This is a genomic window from Psychrobacter sp. CX18 (assembly GCF_057396215.1).
In genome coordinates this window covers 47,049-63,019 of record NZ_JBXYJH010000005.1, presented here as the reverse complement: position 1 = coordinate 63,019, position 15,971 = coordinate 47,049, and the positions used below count along the sequence as shown (strand labels likewise).

At 39.5% G+C, this 15,971-nt stretch carries 15 protein-coding genes; 6 read left to right on the top strand and 9 right to left on the bottom strand.

Features of this window, described 5'->3' with window-relative positions:
• Positions 1-149 precede the first annotated feature (149 nt).
• Positions 150-1,853: an ABC transporter ATP-binding protein gene (locus tag AC2SLT_RS05540; protein ID WP_486546646.1), complete on the top strand. Its 1,704-nt coding sequence runs from the start codon at positions 150-152 to the stop codon at positions 1,851-1,853.
• A gap of 29 nt (positions 1,854-1,882) precedes the next feature.
• On the opposite strand, the gene folE is transcribed toward AC2SLT_RS05540, so the two are convergent.
• Positions 1,883-2,497, bottom strand: coding sequence for a GTP cyclohydrolase I FolE (folE, locus tag AC2SLT_RS05535; RefSeq protein WP_486546645.1), 615 nt, complete (start codon positions 2,495-2,497; stop codon positions 1,883-1,885).
• A 323-nt stretch (positions 2,498-2,820) separates the two neighbouring features.
• Between folE and AC2SLT_RS05530 the strand changes: the two genes are divergently transcribed.
• On the top strand, positions 2,821-3,627 hold the full coding sequence (locus tag AC2SLT_RS05530; protein ID WP_486546644.1) for an enoyl-ACP reductase FabI: 807 nt from the start codon (positions 2,821-2,823) through the stop codon (positions 3,625-3,627).
• Positions 3,628-3,767: 140 nt separating this feature from the next.
• Here AC2SLT_RS05530 and AC2SLT_RS05525 read toward each other — a convergent pair whose 3' ends face one another.
• Complete coding sequence (locus tag AC2SLT_RS05525; protein WP_486546643.1) at positions 3,768-3,926, bottom strand: hypothetical protein; 159 nt, start codon at positions 3,924-3,926, stop codon at positions 3,768-3,770.
• A 240-nt stretch (positions 3,927-4,166) separates the two neighbouring features.
• A complete protein-coding gene (locus AC2SLT_RS05520; protein WP_486546642.1) occupies positions 4,167-5,366 on the bottom strand; it encodes a cupin domain-containing protein in 1,200 nt (399 codons plus the stop codon).
• Between the two features lie 157 nt (positions 5,367-5,523).
• On the opposite strand from AC2SLT_RS05520, the gene AC2SLT_RS05515 reads away from it, so the two are divergent.
• On the top strand, positions 5,524-5,709 hold the full coding sequence (locus tag AC2SLT_RS05515; RefSeq protein ID WP_486546641.1) for an NF038104 family lipoprotein: 186 nt from the start codon (positions 5,524-5,526) through the stop codon (positions 5,707-5,709).
• Positions 5,710-5,968: 259 nt separating this feature from the next.
• On the opposite strand, the gene AC2SLT_RS05510 is transcribed toward AC2SLT_RS05515, so the two are convergent.
• The 3 genes from AC2SLT_RS05510 to mnmA form a co-directional block, all read right to left on the bottom strand.
• Positions 5,969-6,640, bottom strand: a complete 672-nt coding sequence (locus tag AC2SLT_RS05510) for a DUF2238 domain-containing protein (RefSeq protein ID WP_486546640.1) — start codon at positions 6,638-6,640, stop codon at positions 5,969-5,971.
• A 123-nt stretch (positions 6,641-6,763) separates the two neighbouring features.
• Positions 6,764-8,167 carry an adenylosuccinate lyase gene (gene purB, locus AC2SLT_RS05505; RefSeq protein WP_486546639.1) on the bottom strand — a complete coding sequence of 468 codons (1,404 nt, stop codon included), beginning with the start codon at positions 8,165-8,167 and terminating at the stop codon, positions 6,764-6,766.
• Between the two features lie 559 nt (positions 8,168-8,726).
• Positions 8,727-9,896 (bottom strand): tRNA 2-thiouridine(34) synthase MnmA, encoded by a 1,170-nt coding sequence (gene mnmA / locus AC2SLT_RS05500; protein ID WP_486546817.1) that lies wholly within the window; start codon positions 9,894-9,896, stop codon positions 8,727-8,729.
• 142 nt (positions 9,897-10,038) lie between these two features.
• On the opposite strand from mnmA, the gene ispF reads away from it, so the two are divergent.
• The 3 genes from ispF to AC2SLT_RS05485 all read left to right on the top strand — a co-directional run bounded on the left by ispF (position 10,039) and on the right by AC2SLT_RS05485 (position 12,039).
• The gene (gene ispF, locus AC2SLT_RS05495) at positions 10,039-10,527 is read left to right on the top strand and encodes a 2-C-methyl-D-erythritol 2,4-cyclodiphosphate synthase (protein WP_486546638.1); all 489 of its coding nucleotides are present in this window, start codon (positions 10,039-10,041) and stop codon (positions 10,525-10,527) included.
• 392 nt (positions 10,528-10,919) lie between these two features.
• A complete protein-coding gene (gene grxD, locus AC2SLT_RS05490; protein ID WP_486546637.1) occupies positions 10,920-11,255 on the top strand; it encodes a Grx4 family monothiol glutaredoxin in 336 nt (111 codons plus the stop codon).
• Positions 11,256-11,550: 295 nt separating this feature from the next.
• Positions 11,551-12,039, top strand: a complete 489-nt coding sequence (locus AC2SLT_RS05485) for a hypothetical protein (RefSeq protein WP_486546636.1) — start codon at positions 11,551-11,553, stop codon at positions 12,037-12,039.
• A gap of 281 nt (positions 12,040-12,320) precedes the next feature.
• Here the strand turns inward: AC2SLT_RS05485 and AC2SLT_RS05480 are convergent, their stop codons facing one another.
• The 3 genes from AC2SLT_RS05480 to AC2SLT_RS05470 form a co-directional block, all read right to left on the bottom strand.
• Positions 12,321-13,034: a DarT1-associated NADAR antitoxin family protein gene (locus AC2SLT_RS05480; RefSeq protein ID WP_486546635.1), complete on the bottom strand. Its 714-nt coding sequence runs from the start codon at positions 13,032-13,034 to the stop codon at positions 12,321-12,323.
• 213 nt (positions 13,035-13,247) lie between these two features.
• Entirely contained in the window at positions 13,248-15,116 is a 1,869-nt protein-coding gene (gene creC / locus AC2SLT_RS05475) for a two-component system sensor histidine kinase CreC (protein ID WP_486546634.1), read from the bottom strand.
• The gene (locus AC2SLT_RS05470; RefSeq protein ID WP_486546633.1) at positions 15,113-15,970 is read right to left on the bottom strand and encodes a response regulator; all 858 of its coding nucleotides are present in this window, start codon (positions 15,968-15,970) and stop codon (positions 15,113-15,115) included. Before AC2SLT_RS05470 ends, creC begins: the two co-directional genes overlap by 4 nt.
• Between the last annotated feature and the right edge of the window lies 1 nt (position 15,971).

Genomic DNA, 15,971 nt, shown 5'->3' with positions numbered 1-15,971 from the left:
CTATGGGTGTTTAAAATAGGATTAACTTATGCTTTAACTTATGCTTTAACTTATGGTTTAACTTATGGCTTAATTAGTAACGTAAGTTCGCAATTTTAGTCCCTTATTGAAGTCGCCTTTTACTGAAGTCCCATCTTTGAGATCTTATAATGCTTGAATCCTCCAGCAGACCCGAGCCTAATTTGACACCTAAACCGACTAATGATGGTACAAATACGCAACCAGTAATTAGTGTCTCACATCTTGCTATCCAAAGCACAGAGGCAACCTTAGTTGAAGACTTGTCCTATCAGATTGGTCGTGGTGAGACGTTAGTGATCGTCGGTGAATCCGGATCGGGAAAATCTATTTCAAGTCTTGCCCTATTAGGTCTATTGCCTGAGAGCTTAACCGTTCAAGGTGAGGTGAAGCTGGAAGGAGTGGGTAATCTGCCTGTTGCGCAAAATACAGATAGTTTTGCTCAAAAACAAATTAAACGAGAAAAAACGCTTAAACAGATACGCGGCGCAAAAATTGCGGTAATCTTTCAAGAGCCAATGACCGCCTTAAATCCACTACATACAGTTGGTAAGCAGATAGAAGAAAGCTTACGCTTAATAGGCACGCCTAAGTCTCAAGTTAAAGCGCGTATTATCGAATTGCTTGAAGATGTCAATATCACAGACCCCGAGTCAAAACTCAGCAGATACCCTCATGAATTATCAGGCGGTCAACGTCAAAGAGTAATGATTGCGATGGCATTGGCTCAAAACCCAGATGTATTGATAGCGGATGAGCCGACTACCGCTTTAGATGTTAGCTTGCAACATGACGTCCTAGAGCTGCTAGACAAACTTAAAGATAAACATGGTATGGCAATGCTGCTGATTAGTCATGATTTAAACTTAGTACGTCGATATAGCGATCAAATTATTGTGATGCAGCAAGGGAAGATCATCGAACAAGGGCTGAGTATCGATATATTTACCAATCCGAAGAGTCGCTATACTCGATCACTCATAAACCATGATTTTGGTACACCGCTAGAAATCAGCACGGAGGCAGATAAAAAATCTGTGTTAGCGGTCACTAATCTGTCAGTGGCATTTCCTGCAACAAAGTCTTTATTCGGCAAAGTCAATCAATGGGTACCAGCGGTCGATAATATTAGCTTTAAATTGGCTTCCGGTGGATCACTGGGTCTAGTAGGTGAGTCAGGATCAGGAAAAACGACTGTTGCATTGGCTTTAACTCGATTGCTGAATAATCAAGCTAAGATAAATGGTCAGATTGTTATCGATAATACAGAAATAAATAGCCTAAGCAATAGACAACTCCGTCAATTCCGCTCTGAAATTCAAATGGTGTTCCAAGATCCTTTTGCCAGTATCAATCCTCGCTTTACGGTCATGCAAATCATTGAAGAGGGCTTGCTGGTACAAGGGGTTAGCAAACTAGAGCGCGCGCAGGCTGTTTTTGATGTGCTAGGAACAGTTCAGTTGCCCCAAAACTTAGCCCATCGTTATCCTCATGAGCTATCTGGTGGTCAAAGACAACGTATTGCGCTGGCTAGAGCCTTGATTATGCGTCCAAAAGTAATCATTTTAGATGAGCCGACTTCTGCTTTGGACAGCACAACTCAAGTCGCTGTGGTGCAACTGTTACGAGATATTCAGCAAAAATTTGGTATTAGCTATTTATTTATTAGCCATGATTTGAACGTTGTTCAAGCATTGTGCCAACATATTATGGTATTGAAATCAGGGAAGTGTGTTGAGTATGCAAGTACGACAGATTTATTTGCAAACCCGCAACACCCGTATTCAAAATTATTGATCAATACCAGTGTGCAAAGTAATACGTTCACTCTTTAAAGTACGTTTAACATTAAAAAGGCGTTTGGCTATAAGGCGCTCAGTTTAGAGGGCGGTAGCGCCGCCAAGAACTCACTTCGCGCTTGCATATCTGTTTTATAAACGCCCAACATTGAGACCGTACGGGTACTTGATAGCTGCTTACTAACGCCGCGCATCATCATACACATATGCGAGGCGTCCATAACCACACCGACACCACGGCACTCAGTCACTTCCATAATGGCCTCAGCAACCTGCTTAGTAAGATTTTCCTGAATCTGTAAGCGTCGTGAGAACATATCGATAATACGAGCCACTTTTGATAAGCCAAGTACTTTACCATCTGGCAAGTAGCCCACATGAGCTACTCCCTGAAAAGGCAGAAGATGATGCTCACATAGTGAATAAAACTCAATATTGTGCACCAATACCAGCTCAGAGTTATCTGTTGGAAATACAGCATTATTTGTCACTTCTTGAAGTGATTGGTGATAGCCTTGGGTTAAATAGCCAAATGCTTTGGCAGCACGAACTGGGGTGTCTATTAACCCTGGACGACTCAAGTCTTCGCCTGTAGAGGCAATTAGTTTTGAATATAGATCTGGGCTAGGAAGCCGAGGATCTAAATTGTCATTTGAAGCATTAGATTTAGAATCACACATATTTTTTTAGTAGCAAAATAAAAGAATGCTATAGCTTAACGGCTACAAATAAATTGTAAAGGTCTTTGTCAAAAATTTGTCTAAAAATAACAGAGTATTTTATTGTAATCAGCAAAAAGTTTAAATAGAAGGTTGTTGTCTCCATTTATTTACTTATTAATTTATTAATTGGGGCTGATACTGAGTAGTTGATGAATGATTAAGAATTAAACAAGATTAAAAGTAAAAGATATATAGCATAAGATTTAAAACAACCGAGGTAAGTTGATGCCATGGTAAAATATATGTATATCACCAATATATTATAAATGGAGTAGCCAGTTATGTTGTTGCAAGGAAAACGATTTGTCGTGACAGGGATTGCCAGTAAATTATCTATTGCATGGGCGATTGCTGAAGTATTACACCGGGAAGGGGCGTCTTTAATATTAACGTACCCCAATGAAAAAATGAAAAAAAGGGTAGACATGGCAGCTGAGAAGTTTGAGGCCGACATGGTTCTGGAATGTGATGTCGCTTCAGATACAGAAATAGAAAGCTGCTTTAAACAAGTTTCTGATCATTGGCCTGATGGTATCGATGGGGTGGTACATGCAATTGGGTTTGCCCCTGCGGGAGAGCTTAATGGTGATTTTACGGAAGTGACCACCCGAGAAGGCAGTGCTATTGCTCATGATATCTCAGCCTATAGCTTTGTGGCGTTAGCCAAAGCCTCTCGTCCTTTACTGGCGAAACGTCAAGGCTCATTACTAACGTTAACTTATCAAGGTAGTACTGCAGTATTACCCAACTATAATGTAATGGGGATGGCCAAAGCAAGCTTGGAGGCCAGTGTCCGTTATCTAGCAACATCATTAGGAGGCGAGGGCATTCGCGTTAATGCCGTTTCAGCAGGACCTATTCGCACTTTGGCAGCCAGTGGTATTAAGTCGTTTCGTAAAATGTTAGATATTAATGCCAAAATAGCACCCTTACAGCGAAATGTTGATCAGATGGAAGTGGCGAACGCTGCTTTATTTTTATTGTCCCCTTTGGCATCGGGCATCACAGGGGAAATATTATTTGTTGACGGTGGGTTTAATACTGTCGCTATTAGTGAGCAGCTATTTCATTTAGTGGAAGAAGATTAGACACTGAAAACCAGATTAAATTAATAAAACAAAAGTAGTAAACAGAAAAAAATACACTATGAGTGTCATAGTGTATTTTTTTAGAACTTTTTAAATTAACCTAAAGCTAACTTTGATTCATTTATATACTTATCAAGATATTACTCGTCATCTTCAGATTCATGATCTTCGTGTTCATGCATACCTTTCATCATATCTAATGCTGAATCATCAGTACGTTGTTGATCGTTTGATTCTAAATGATCTTGGTTAATATCAGCACGTGACATTTTTGTGGTCTTATTAGCATCGTTTGACATACTATGTCTCCTTGAGGGTGGAAGGACTTTAAATAGTAAGAATTAATTTAATTAAAATTAATTCTTTTTTAATTAAGTCCTCTAAATGGTTTGATTTAATTATATAATGAATTATAGCTTTTTGTGTTTACATATGTAAACTAATATAGGTCACCTGTCATAAATACGCGAAATTATGAATTATAGTCATTAAATTGTAATGGTCTGGTACACGTATCATTCAAAAACTAACATTAAATACTAAAAATCTAACCAGATCCATCCATTTTCAAGCCAACTTACTACTGTTTCTACAGTTACTTGTGCCTGTTTAATATCTTTAACCGTTAAAGGTTCTGAATCTGCAATACGTTTTAATAATCCGGCTTCATTTTCACCTAATTCTGTTAACAATAGACCATTTGCATAGACTGATAAATTATTATTGATTAGGGTATAGATAAGTCGACTACTGTAATCAATTCGGATAAGTGCCCCTTCATCAAGTGCATGAGCGACTTGAGCTTCTGTCAATGTCTCTTCTGGTATCAAAATATCATATTGGCGCTTGCTGACCACCTCACTAACGGCTTGTTCAATAAGTTTATTACCAAGATCAGACTGCAACATAGTAAACAGTTGCGCTTTAATTTGCTCAATACTTGATATTTGAAACTCACCTGGCGTTTGCAAATGCTGTTCAAGTAATAGTGGCACAAATATGCTTGGCTCGCTGGTTGCAGTATCTACCATGCTGTCCAATACTTGCATAAGATTAGGGCGTCTAAAGCCGAACGAAAAGGTCAAGCAATTATCTTGTGCCACACCATAGTGTGACAGCTTAGGGGGCACATATAGCACATCACCAGGCTCAAGGACTTCATCCAGAATGATATTGCCCATGTCATTAAATATACGAATAGGCTGGTTGACAATAAACTCGGTGCTTTGGTCACAATACTTTCCAAGTTGCCAGCGTCTATGTCCATAGCCTTGTGCCAAAAAGACATCATAGTCATCATAGTGTTTGCCTACAGAGCCACCTTTAGGCGCGTAAGATACCATAATATCATCGCGCTGCCACTGGGGAATAAAGTTAAAGGCATTCCACAACAGTCCAAGCTCAGGCGACCATTGCTCAAGATTTTGTACCAACACGGTCCATTGTTCGGGTAAATCGGCAAACATCTCTTGTGTCAGCGGGCTTTGCTGCAGCTTCCATTGTTCTGATGGCGCGTTAGATTCAGAGACGATGTCTGAGTGTTTATCTGCTGGGTGTTGTGTGATTAAACGCGCGGTTGCCATCTCATCAAGACTTAGGCCTAAGATATCATCAGGCTCAAACATGCCGACCAGCTGTGGCAATCCTTGTTTAATAAGTAGCGGTTTTTTTTGCCAATATTCCGCTAAGAATTGTTCAGGGCTGATGGCATCAGGTAAACAAAATTGAATGTTATTCATTATAAATCCGTTATATTTAAAATGGGGTTTGAACTGAAGTGATATAATACAACCCAATATAAAGTGAGTCGTTGTATTAAAAAAAGAGCATGTTTAGAGTACAGCTTAGACAGTGTACACTTGACCTATTATTCATTATCAAGCTTTAAGGTAACTCATGAAAAAATTCACCTTATTAACCCTTATTATCAGTAGTATTCTTTTGCAAGGCTGTGTGCATAAGCTGGTCACGGTGCCGGTCAAAATCGCCTACAAGACCACCAAAGGCGTGGTAAAAGGGACTGTAGCGGTCACTAAAGCGGTGATTCCTGGGGGTAAGGATGACGACGAAAAAAAAGATTGAATGAAAACAAATTAAATGAAAAAGATTAAATGAATTACAACTTTGTATTATGAGGCTAAGATTAAGCATCATAACAATCTATACCTTTATCCCCGCTCTCAACTTATTAAATTTCACTGTAGGCTGGTGCTTTTAGCCCAGCAAATAAAGATACTTAATCAAAAATGCTGGGCTAAAGCCACAGCCTACGTTAAGAGTTGAGAATGAGGTACCTTTAGTATCTAGAGTATTGATGTTAAAAAATTGGCCGTTTATTAAGCTAGTTTTTGTACCGAATCTTATGTTGACCATATAATATAGCAGAGCCTATTAACGCCCCTATAAAAGCCAGTAGTATGTCTTTTTGTGCATCCCATATATCGCCTTGTTGACCATTATACGCTTCTGCGGATTCTGGCGATAAGGTTACGCCTAAAAACCACTCAAACAACTCATAAAGGGTACTACTAGCCAAATTAAATTGAAGTACCAATAACAAAATGGCTTTTGAGGACAGGGACGGTAATAGTGTTTTAAAAATATCTTTCATTAGAGGTAGTAACAATAAGCCATAACTAAAATGTACCAACCTATCGTACATATTGCGCTGCCAGTCGAACATCTCGTTTAAATTAAATCCTAACAGACTTTGCGACCATTCATTGTAAGGTACATAAGAGTATAGATATCTGGCACCAATAATATGGATCACTATAAATACGCTTGCCAGCAAAAACGACGTCGTTGTACTGGCAAGATAACGATAGCACCCCCAGACCATTGCCATAAATAGGACAGTGCCCAATTGATGGAGAAGATAGTCATTCCAGCTAAGAGGTTTAATACTTGCCAATATCATTGCAATTACAATAATGATTAAACAAGCCTTAACTACAGAGCTAACCCCTGAAAATCCTTTTTGGGAAAAACCTTGATCCTTAGGGTTTAGCATACGTTTCGATTCTTATTTTTATCGGGTGGATGACAATTCAATAACCTAGTTCTACTTAACCTTTTTTAACATAGCCTTTTTCGAAATAGTCTTATAGAACGATAGACCAACTAATAGTTAAGCTTAGAGCTTTGCAATCCATTCTTCAATCGACAAAGCTTGCTCGTCTGCATTACCAATATAAGTCGCAGGCGTTAGCTCACGTAAACGCTGTTTATCTGCTTCTGGTACGGCGTCTAATTCATCACCATTGACAAATTCAAGCATTTTATCACGGGTCATGGCCTGACCGCGCGTCAATGCTTTGAGTTTCTCATAAGGGTTTTCAACATGATATCGACGCATGACCGTTTGAATAGGCTCAGCCAATACTTCCTGAGCATTATCAAGATCGCTATTTAATTTCTCAGGATTTACTTCAAGTTTACCAATACCTTTTAAGCAGGCATCATAAGCAATCATACTTTGGGCTAAGCCAACTCCAATATTGCGTAATACGGTTGAATCAGACAGATCACGCTGCATACGCGAGATCGGCAATTTTTCACCCAAGTGCGCCAACATTGCATTGGCAACACCTAAGTTCCCCTCAGAGTTTTCAAAGTCAATCGGGTTCACTTTATGTGGCATGGTAGACGAGCCAACCTCACCCTCTTTTAATTTTTGTTTAAAATAGCCTAAGCTGATGTATTGCCAAATATCACGGTTAAAGTCGATTAATATAGTATTAAAACGACGAACGGCATCAAACAACTCAGCAATATAGTCATGTGGTTCGATCTGAGTAGTATAAGGATTAAAGGTCAATCCTAAGCGCCCTGAGATAAAGCTTTGGGCATGGGCAGTCCAGTCTACCGCCGGATAAGCGGATAGATGGGCATTATAGTTACCGACCGCACCGTTAATTTTACCCAGAAGCTCAACTTGTTTAATTTGTTTAAATTGGCGGGCAAGGCGATAAGCAACATTCGCCATCTCTTTACCTAACGTCGTCGGACTGGCCGTTTGCCCATGCGTACGAGAAAGCATTGGCTGGGTGGCGTGTTGTTTAGCAAGACTTACAATAGCGTCAGTAACCGCTTGCAATTTATCTACCACAATCTCACGACTGTCTTTTAACATCAATGCGTAAGATAAGTTATTGATATCTTCTGATGTGCAGGCAAAGTGGATAAACTCTAAGCTTTGCTCTAACTCATCATTACCGCGAAACTGGTCTTTAATAAAATATTCAACTGCCTTAACATCATGATTGGTGGTTTTTTCGATATCTTTGATAGCTTGCGCATCGGCTTCACTGAAGTTATCAACAATAGCGTTCAAGAAGTCATTGGTCTTAGCATCAAATGGTGATAATTCAGCGATAGCGTCATTATCGGCTAATGCTTGCAACCAGCGAATCTCAACAGTAACACGGGCTTTAATCAGACCAAACTCTGACAAATGGGCGCGTAATGTATCAGCTTTGCTGGCATAGCGACCGTCAATAGGGGAAAGGGCAGTTAAAGCAGATAAAGAAGCAGACATAAAAATCCTTTAATTAATTAAGGGGTTGTGTTAAGTATTTTAGATAGAATTAAGTAGACCAAGTGAACTATACTTAAGTCTTAAATAGAGTAGTAAGTTTTAAATAAATTATATATAAAAAAGTTAATCAACAGTGATAAATAAAAGTTAGGTAATTATAGCAACTAATGATGATGAGCGACTTATTAGGTTTAAAAATCATGTTTAAAATTAATAAGTTTTAAATTAGCTTAAAATAAATAAACGATTAAGCATAAAAATCAATTTTAAACCGAAGTAATCAAATTAAATATACCTCTAATCAATATAAAACATAAGCCTAATGTCACAATAATATAAATGGCGGTGATTAGATATAAAGCGGTGAGTATGTGTTTATAGTAGCTTGGACTTGGTTTATCTGAAAAAAAGCGAATGAGTAAAATCAATCCCAATAAGACGACAAGCCAGACAGCAACTAAATTTAATAAAGAAAACATAACCCTCCATTTTGCTTAAATTTATTTTAATACCGTCTGAAGGTTAAGTAGAAGATTAAATAGAAGGTTAAGCTGCTCAATTACTCAAACGACTCAATAACGCCGCCGCCTAAGCACACATCATCGATATAAAACACGGCGGATTGACCTGGGGTGACCGCCCGTTGCGGCTCATCAAAGATGACATTTACCTTACTGGCATCGTCTTTATCGGCAAATACCGTACAGCTTTGATCGGGCTGGCGATAACGGGTTTTCGCCGTACACTTAAGACCTTCAGGACTAAAAATCGCATTAGGGGCAACACGTTCCACCCAATCCAACTTATAAGCGGTTAAGCGTTGGCTTAATAACAGGGGGTGGTCATGTCCTTGCCCGACGATTAATTCATTTTTTTCCAAGTCTTTTTGTAGTACAAACCAAGGCGCCTCAATGCGATCTTTGACACCGCCAATACCAATACCGCCCCGTTGCCCTAAAGTGTAATACATAAGCCCATCATGCTGACCGACGATCTCACCATCATCCGTCACTATGTTACCGGGCTTAGCAGGCAAATATTGCTGTAAGAAATCTTTGAATCGGCGCTCACCAATAAAGCAAATGCCCGTCGAGTCCTTTTTCTTAGCAGTTGCTAAATCGTGCGCTTCTGCAATTTTACGAACTTCTGGTTTTTCAAGTTCACCCACAGGGAACAGGGTCTTGGCAATCTTATCACCACCCACCGCATGTAGGAAATAGCTTTGGTCTTTATTATCATCCAATCCACGTAGTAGCTGCGCCACCACAGTGCCATCTTCACGTGTCGTATTAATACTACGTCGGGTATAATGACCTGTTGCGATATAGTCTGCACCCAAGCCAAATTTTGGGTCAGACGCATAGTCCAAGAACGCCTTAAATTTAATCTCTTTATTGCATAATATATCAGGATTTGGGGTACGTCCTGCTTGATATTCGGCTAAGAAATGCTCGAACACTCTGTCCCAATATTCCATTGCAAAATTGGCAGTGTGAAGGGTGATGCCTAACTTATCACAAACCGCCTGAGCATCCGCCAAGTCTTCCATAGCCGTACAATATTCGGTGCCGTCATCCTCTTCCCAGTTTTTCATAAACAAGCCTTCGACCTTAAAGCCCGCTTGCTGTAACAAGACAGCAGAGACGGAAGAGTCCACCCCACCTGACATACCAACGATTACTCTTGTCTGCTCAGGATCTGGTACATCACTTAAGCGTAAAGCAGGCAGGTTGGCAGCATGATTGGTTGCATGGTTGCCTGCACGATTGGAGGAGGCTGGTGTAGGGCGGTTGTCAAAAGTTGCAGATGTCGTCATATTGGTTAGAAACTATGCTAAAATTTGGCTAAATTATAACACCGATAGGCAAATAATGATAAGAATAGGACAAGGTATTGACGTACACGCCTTTTATGACAATGGTGAGGCAAAGCAATATGTTACCCTTGCTGGTGTCACTATTGAGCATTCACAAAGTTTATTGGCTCACTCAGATGGTGATGTCGTGCTACATGCCATAGCGGATGCGCTACTGGGTGCGGTTGCGATGGGTGATATTGGGCAGCATTTTCCAGATACTGACGATGCCAATGCTGGGCTTGATTCGCGTATCTTACTACGTCATGTCTATGATTTAATTAAACAAAAGGGCTATAGTATAGTGAACGCTGACATCACAGTGATGTGTGAGCGCCCTAAGCTTGCTAAGCACAATGTCGCAATGCGTACAAATATAGCTCAAGATCTAGAAACCGATATGGGCAATATCAGTATCAAAGCGACTACTACTGAAAAGTTAGGTTTCACTGGTCGTCAAGAAGGTATAATGGCCAGTGCTGTTGTTTTGATTGAGTCCGTCTAGCTATTAAGGGATAAAATCGTTTAGTTTTAGTCAAGGTTTTTAACGTTGGTAATGGTTTTAATGTAATCTGTATGGCATGAATTGAGACTGAGCGTGAATTGACACTAAAATGTTTAACTGATACCAATGTTAAAAATAACTTATCTTTTCTAAATTGCTATGCTAACCATGCCAATAATGATGTACTTTGAATATAGCGTCGTTTTAAGATTAGAAATTTTGCTATCAAAAAAGTTTGCTATTGAAAAAAAGCGACGCCACATTGTTTTTTATACTTTCAACCCCATAAATTTAATAACTGCATTTGATGAATTGTTTTTAAACTTGCTGCATTTTTAATTCACTGCGTAATGCTAAGTTTAAAATTTTTGATACCTATTTAAGGATTTACTATGACAGACCAAGCTCAAGATATTGAAACGCTCATCCGTAACCAAATTAAAGAAAACCCAGTACTGTTATATATGAAAGGGACACCGCAGTTCCCACAATGCGGTTTTTCTGCTAAAGCAATCGAAGTATTGACTCAAATTGGACGTCCCTTTGCCTTTGTTAATATTCTTGAAAATCCTGAAATTCGTGCCACGCTACCAAAAGTAGCAAACTGGCCAACTTTCCCACAGCTTTGGATTAACGGTGAGCTTATGGGCGGATCTGATATTATTTTAGAGATGTACCAATCAGGTGAGCTTAAGCCTTTAGTCGAAGAGCATAGTCCTGCTCAATAATTCTATAAGTCTTTGTTATACATGACTTGCTGATAGAATACATCACTTAAATCCATATAATAAAAGCCTCAGATAAATACTGAGGCTTTTTTGCATAACTAGTTCTTAGAATATACTCATAAATTATATAGCTTAGAATACTAAATAAACCCAGAAAAATTTTAAGATTTGGAAGTTTGCATTATTTAGTTTGATTTCATTACGTTATGGTTTTGTATGCCAATACTTTAAAATAAAACAGTCAGCACCATATAAGCTTCAAGACAATGAAATGATTCAAGTTAGGAAAACCATTATGAACTCAGATGCCAAACTATTACAAAAAAAGCAACTCATCGAACAACAGTCTGACAAAATTATCGCGATAGCCGATAAAGAAGAGCAATCATCTTTAAAATGCATCCATTTATTGAGTGTGGCGGGTGGGGCGACCAGTGAAACGTACACTGCGATTGAGCAGCGTATCCTTAAAGATGAAGATACCCATGGGGCCTATCACCTTGCGTTAATGGCCCAGTCAACCGCAGATTTACCGATTAATGTTCGAAAGCTTATAGAGCTCGTGGTATTTAAAGGTAATAATAGCCAGTTGTTATCTTTATTGAAAAATTTACCCGTGCCACCGGTTGAGATGATCAAACAACGTTTGCTTGACAGTGGAGATGAGGACGCTATTGCTGAAATGACAGCTTATTTAGACGTTAATCCAGAAGGCGTTGGCAGTCAAGGTATGCTTGGAAGTGGACAAAATGAACGTATTGTGCCACTAAGTGAAGGTCAATAGTAATATTAGACTGATTTCACTTATTGTAAGAATAGTGAGTTTAAAACAGTCCATTCAAAATAAGCCAATTTAAAATAAGCCAATTTAAAATAAGCCAATTTAAAATAAGCCAATTTAAAATAAGAAAGGCATACTAGATTTTCTGGTATGCCTTTTCTTTTGACTACGGCTTTATATTTTATACTCAAACGGTCTTTAAATATGCCTCTTATCAGAAAAGCCTTGTCTAAGAGCAACCTTGACTAATAATCAGCTTAGCTCAAAAAACCTTGTCTAACGATCTAAAACCATCCTTCTTCTAAAAGATTCTCCGTATTACTAATTTTAAATTGAGAATATAAGTCATAAAAAGCTGCTGGGTCTTCAACCTTATCAAGCAGTTCTCGCTTGTACAACGCCGCAAACATTGCCAATGAATAAGCCGCACAATGAATGGACTTTTTAGGATTAAAAGAAATATCAGTGAAGACTTGGTATTGCAGCACCTCATCGTGAAGCTGAGGATTTTGTTTTAACGCATTAATATATAGCCAATCGTAAAATGCAGTTAAGGGCTCTACACTCCACTCTAACCCTAAATAATTGTAGCCCGTGAGCTCCCCAGAGTTGAATAAGCGCTCATCTTTTTTAGCCTGTCTGGGCGCAGCCATTAGCAAATCAACAAATGGCCCTCCTTTTTCAAACACCATACTACTATAAAAGGCGTTTTCAACACTATACTGTTGTCCATCTTGCTCATTAGTCAGCTTTAGGCTTGAGGGATTTAATTGAAAGCTTAATTTATTACCTGATTTGCTAGAGAGCTCTAACACTTGCTTAAAGCCATACTTTTTGCGAATGACTTGATGTAAATCATTAATGGTTTTTTTCTTTTGTCTACTGTTAAAGCCGACATGCTGTTCAATCCTAACCATATCTGTTTTGACGAGACTATCACTGCCGACTCTGGGCATAAATACGGGTTTGTGTTCTACAGCGTTCTGTACTGGTAGCATTGCATTGTGCCTTTTTGTATTCGATAACTATTCATATTTTATAACTATTCATATTCAATAAATAGGTTCAATCTTAGCGGGGCAGTTTATCTTATTATTAACTATTTTTCTTGGAATATTTTAAGCTTCAGTAAAGCGATAGCAGCTAGTATATCAGCACTGTTAAGACACTTTATAAATAAGACAGTATATATAAAACAGCACTTAAATTATTTAAGAGAAGTCGTACTTGTTATTGATACCATTGGGGGCGATGGGTAGATAAATAATTAATTCGACACCAGTAGTTAGCGGTTGCTCTACATTATCTGCTGTAATTTCAAGATTATTTGCAACTTCGAGGTTGTGAATTGTGACCATACCGCTATGACGTTCGATAACTTGTTTTACCAATGTGAGACCTAATCCAGTGCCTTTTTTACCCTGAGACTGATAAGCGGTGCTTTCAGTGTTACTGTGATGAGTCTCTGATACCACTGCCTGCCGATGATATTGATGCGATAAGCTAAAGTAACGGTCAAAAACTTTTCCGAGCGCATACTCAGGTATCACATCGCCATTATTAATAAATGATACTTTAATATAGTTAACTTTATGGATAGTATGCTCAGCAAGATGAACAATGACTTTGCTCTTGGCAAAATATAAAGCATTATCTAATACATTTTGCAGGGCTTGAGTGATCCAAAACTCGTCTGCCAAAATGTTCTTATTGTCAGGTTCAGGGAGTTGACACTGATAGTCAATTTCGACGTGTTGATATTGGCGTTGCATCTCACAACCTGCGATCAAAGTCTGTATTAGCGAATCTGGATTGATAGGCTGTATGGCAAGCTTAAAGGTGGGCTGCTCGATTTTTGCAAGTAATAAAAGACGGTCAATCAACGACTGTAATTTTATGCTTTGCTCAGTGATGGTTTGACTGAGCATCAACCGATCTTCACCTTCTAAATCTGTCTCTTCCAGCAGCTCGCCACTGGCTCTAATAGCCGTCAGTGGGCTTTTTAATTCATGGGTGAGGGTGTGCACGTAGTCAGTCACATAGGCTCGATTTTCCAACCGGTGTTTCATACTCTCAATGGTGTCAGTCAGCTCATTTAACTCACGACCCATATAAAAGTAAGGCTTTTTGGTATCTTGAGCCAGTGCTTGAGTATAGCGTGTGACTAACATGGTACTTTGTCGCAACCACCACGCCACGAGACCTGCCATGATGAGTGTCACAATACTTATGATTAATGATGCCGTTAACATCTGCTTTCGGGTGGCATTTAAATAAGGGATAACGGTGGAGGTTGGTTTGCCAACACTGACCACGCCAATGAGCTTATTTTTATCGTTTGAGCTGAATATGGGCTGGGCCACATACATGACTGAAGTGGCAGGATCGTCATCAATAATACGTGTCGTACGCGCACCATATTTACCTTGTAGGGTTAAATTGACATCATTCCACCTAGAGTAATTTTGCCCTTCGGCATTTGAGTAATTTTCAATACTGTTAGTAGGCAAAGAGTCATAGATAACTATCCCGTTTTGATCAGTAATATAGACGCGAAAGCTACTGCGTGTTTTTTGATGATACCAAGTGTTGGTAGAGCTCTTTTTTGTGAGAACGGTTGTCTCTGTAGGAATTAGGGTATTTGGCGATAGGTTAGGCTCTAAAAAAGCATCATCAAGCATGGCTTGATAATTAGCGTTATAAATCTCGCCAGATTCAATAGCAGAGCGTAGACTGGTTGCTAACAGCTTGGAGGTATCCACAAGCGTATCTTCAATGACTTGCTGGGTAATAGGGCGCACATAATTAAACAGCTGATTGAATACGACAATGCCCGATATGACGACTATAACACCGACGGCAATCCAAATTCTAAAAAAAAGACTGAGGTTTAGGATCTTTTCAGGCTTATCTACACTGGCAGTAGGAGGATTTTCTCTACCTATCGGGTGCAGTTTGGCATACCAGTTATTGGCATCATCGGCATTAGAACTTTGCTTAGCAGTTTTTTTTTGGGCTATATTCTTTGAGTTTTGACTGTCATTAACGGTTGGTTTTTTGAGGTTTAATGGGTCTGTCATGAGGCGCACAGTCCATAACCTAAACCGCGATGGGTATGGATGATCTCTACGTCATCAAAGTCGCTGACTTGTGAGAGTTGCTTACGGATAGACTTCACATGGCTATCAATGGTGCGCGCCAAGCGATGATCTGGATAGTCGCTAATAGCATTTAGCAATTGCTCACGGCTAAAGACTCGATCGGGATTCGCCAATAAGGCTAACAGCAGTTTACGTTCTGTATTGCTAAGCTCGAGCTTATGATCATTCCAGTATAGGGTATAAGTAAGCGGCTCATAGCGCCAAATTCCTGAGTCGAGTTCAAACAACTGTGGATCTGTGGTGACGTCGGGTTGATTGCTTTGGTTATCAACCGTGGTAGCCGTCAGTTGCTCTCGGCGCCAAATGGCTTTTAGTCTTGCGACAAGCTCTCTTGGGCTAAAAGGCTTAGGGCAATAATCATCACCACCCATCTCTAGACCCAAAATTCGATCTACTTCATCACTACGCGCAGTCAAAAAGATAATAGGCAGCTGTTTTAAGTTGCCAATGTCATCTGAATGGCGGATATTCTGGCATAAGTTTAAACCATCACCATCAGGTAGACCCACATCTAATATAATACCCGCTAACGGATGTTGCTCATCTTGAAACTCTTTTAACGTAGGCAGAACACTGCTGGCATTGTCAAGCCAAGTCACTAGCCAGCCCTCACGCTTGAACGTCACTCTGAGCGAGGTGGCAATCGCTGGATCGTCTTCCACTATTAAAATATGAGGCGTAGGCTGAGTATGAGTATGTGATACGTTGCTAGGGGATGAGCTCGGCAACGAACTTGGATCTGATTTTGATGAGGTGCTAACGATGGCGGTCATA

Excerpts from the sequence above, each read along its gene's own strand:
- AC2SLT_RS05515 (WP_486546641.1), top strand. The coding sequence starts at position 5,524 with ATGAAAAAATTCACCTTATTAACCCTTATTATCAGTAGTATTCTTTTG.
- purB (WP_486546639.1), bottom strand. The coding sequence starts at position 8,167 with ATGTCTGCTTCTTTATCTGCTTTAACTGCCCTTTCCCCTATTGACGGT.
- grxD (WP_486546637.1), top strand. The coding sequence starts at position 10,920 with ATGACAGACCAAGCTCAAGATATTGAAACGCTCATCCGTAACCAAATT.
- AC2SLT_RS05485 (WP_486546636.1), top strand. The coding sequence starts at position 11,551 with ATGAACTCAGATGCCAAACTATTACAAAAAAAGCAACTCATCGAACAA.
- AC2SLT_RS05525 (WP_486546643.1), bottom strand. The coding sequence starts at position 3,926 with ATGTCAAACGATGCTAATAAGACCACAAAAATGTCACGTGCTGATATT.
- ispF (WP_486546638.1), top strand. The coding sequence starts at position 10,039 with ATGATAAGAATAGGACAAGGTATTGACGTACACGCCTTTTATGACAAT.
- AC2SLT_RS05480 (WP_486546635.1), bottom strand. The coding sequence starts at position 13,034 with ATGCTACCAGTACAGAACGCTGTAGAACACAAACCCGTATTTATGCCC.
- AC2SLT_RS05470 (WP_486546633.1), bottom strand. The coding sequence starts at position 15,970 with ATGACCGCCATCGTTAGCACCTCATCAAAATCAGATCCAAGTTCGTTG.
- creC (WP_486546634.1), bottom strand. The coding sequence starts at position 15,116 with ATGACAGACCCATTAAACCTCAAAAAACCAACCGTTAATGACAGTCAA.
- AC2SLT_RS05540 (WP_486546646.1), top strand. The coding sequence starts at position 150 with ATGCTTGAATCCTCCAGCAGACCCGAGCCTAATTTGACACCTAAACCG.
- folE (WP_486546645.1), bottom strand. The coding sequence starts at position 2,497 with ATGTGTGATTCTAAATCTAATGCTTCAAATGACAATTTAGATCCTCGG.
- AC2SLT_RS05520 (WP_486546642.1), bottom strand. The coding sequence starts at position 5,366 with ATGAATAACATTCAATTTTGTTTACCTGATGCCATCAGCCCTGAACAA.
- AC2SLT_RS05510 (WP_486546640.1), bottom strand. The coding sequence starts at position 6,640 with ATGCTAAACCCTAAGGATCAAGGTTTTTCCCAAAAAGGATTTTCAGGG.
- AC2SLT_RS05530 (WP_486546644.1), top strand. The coding sequence starts at position 2,821 with ATGTTGTTGCAAGGAAAACGATTTGTCGTGACAGGGATTGCCAGTAAA.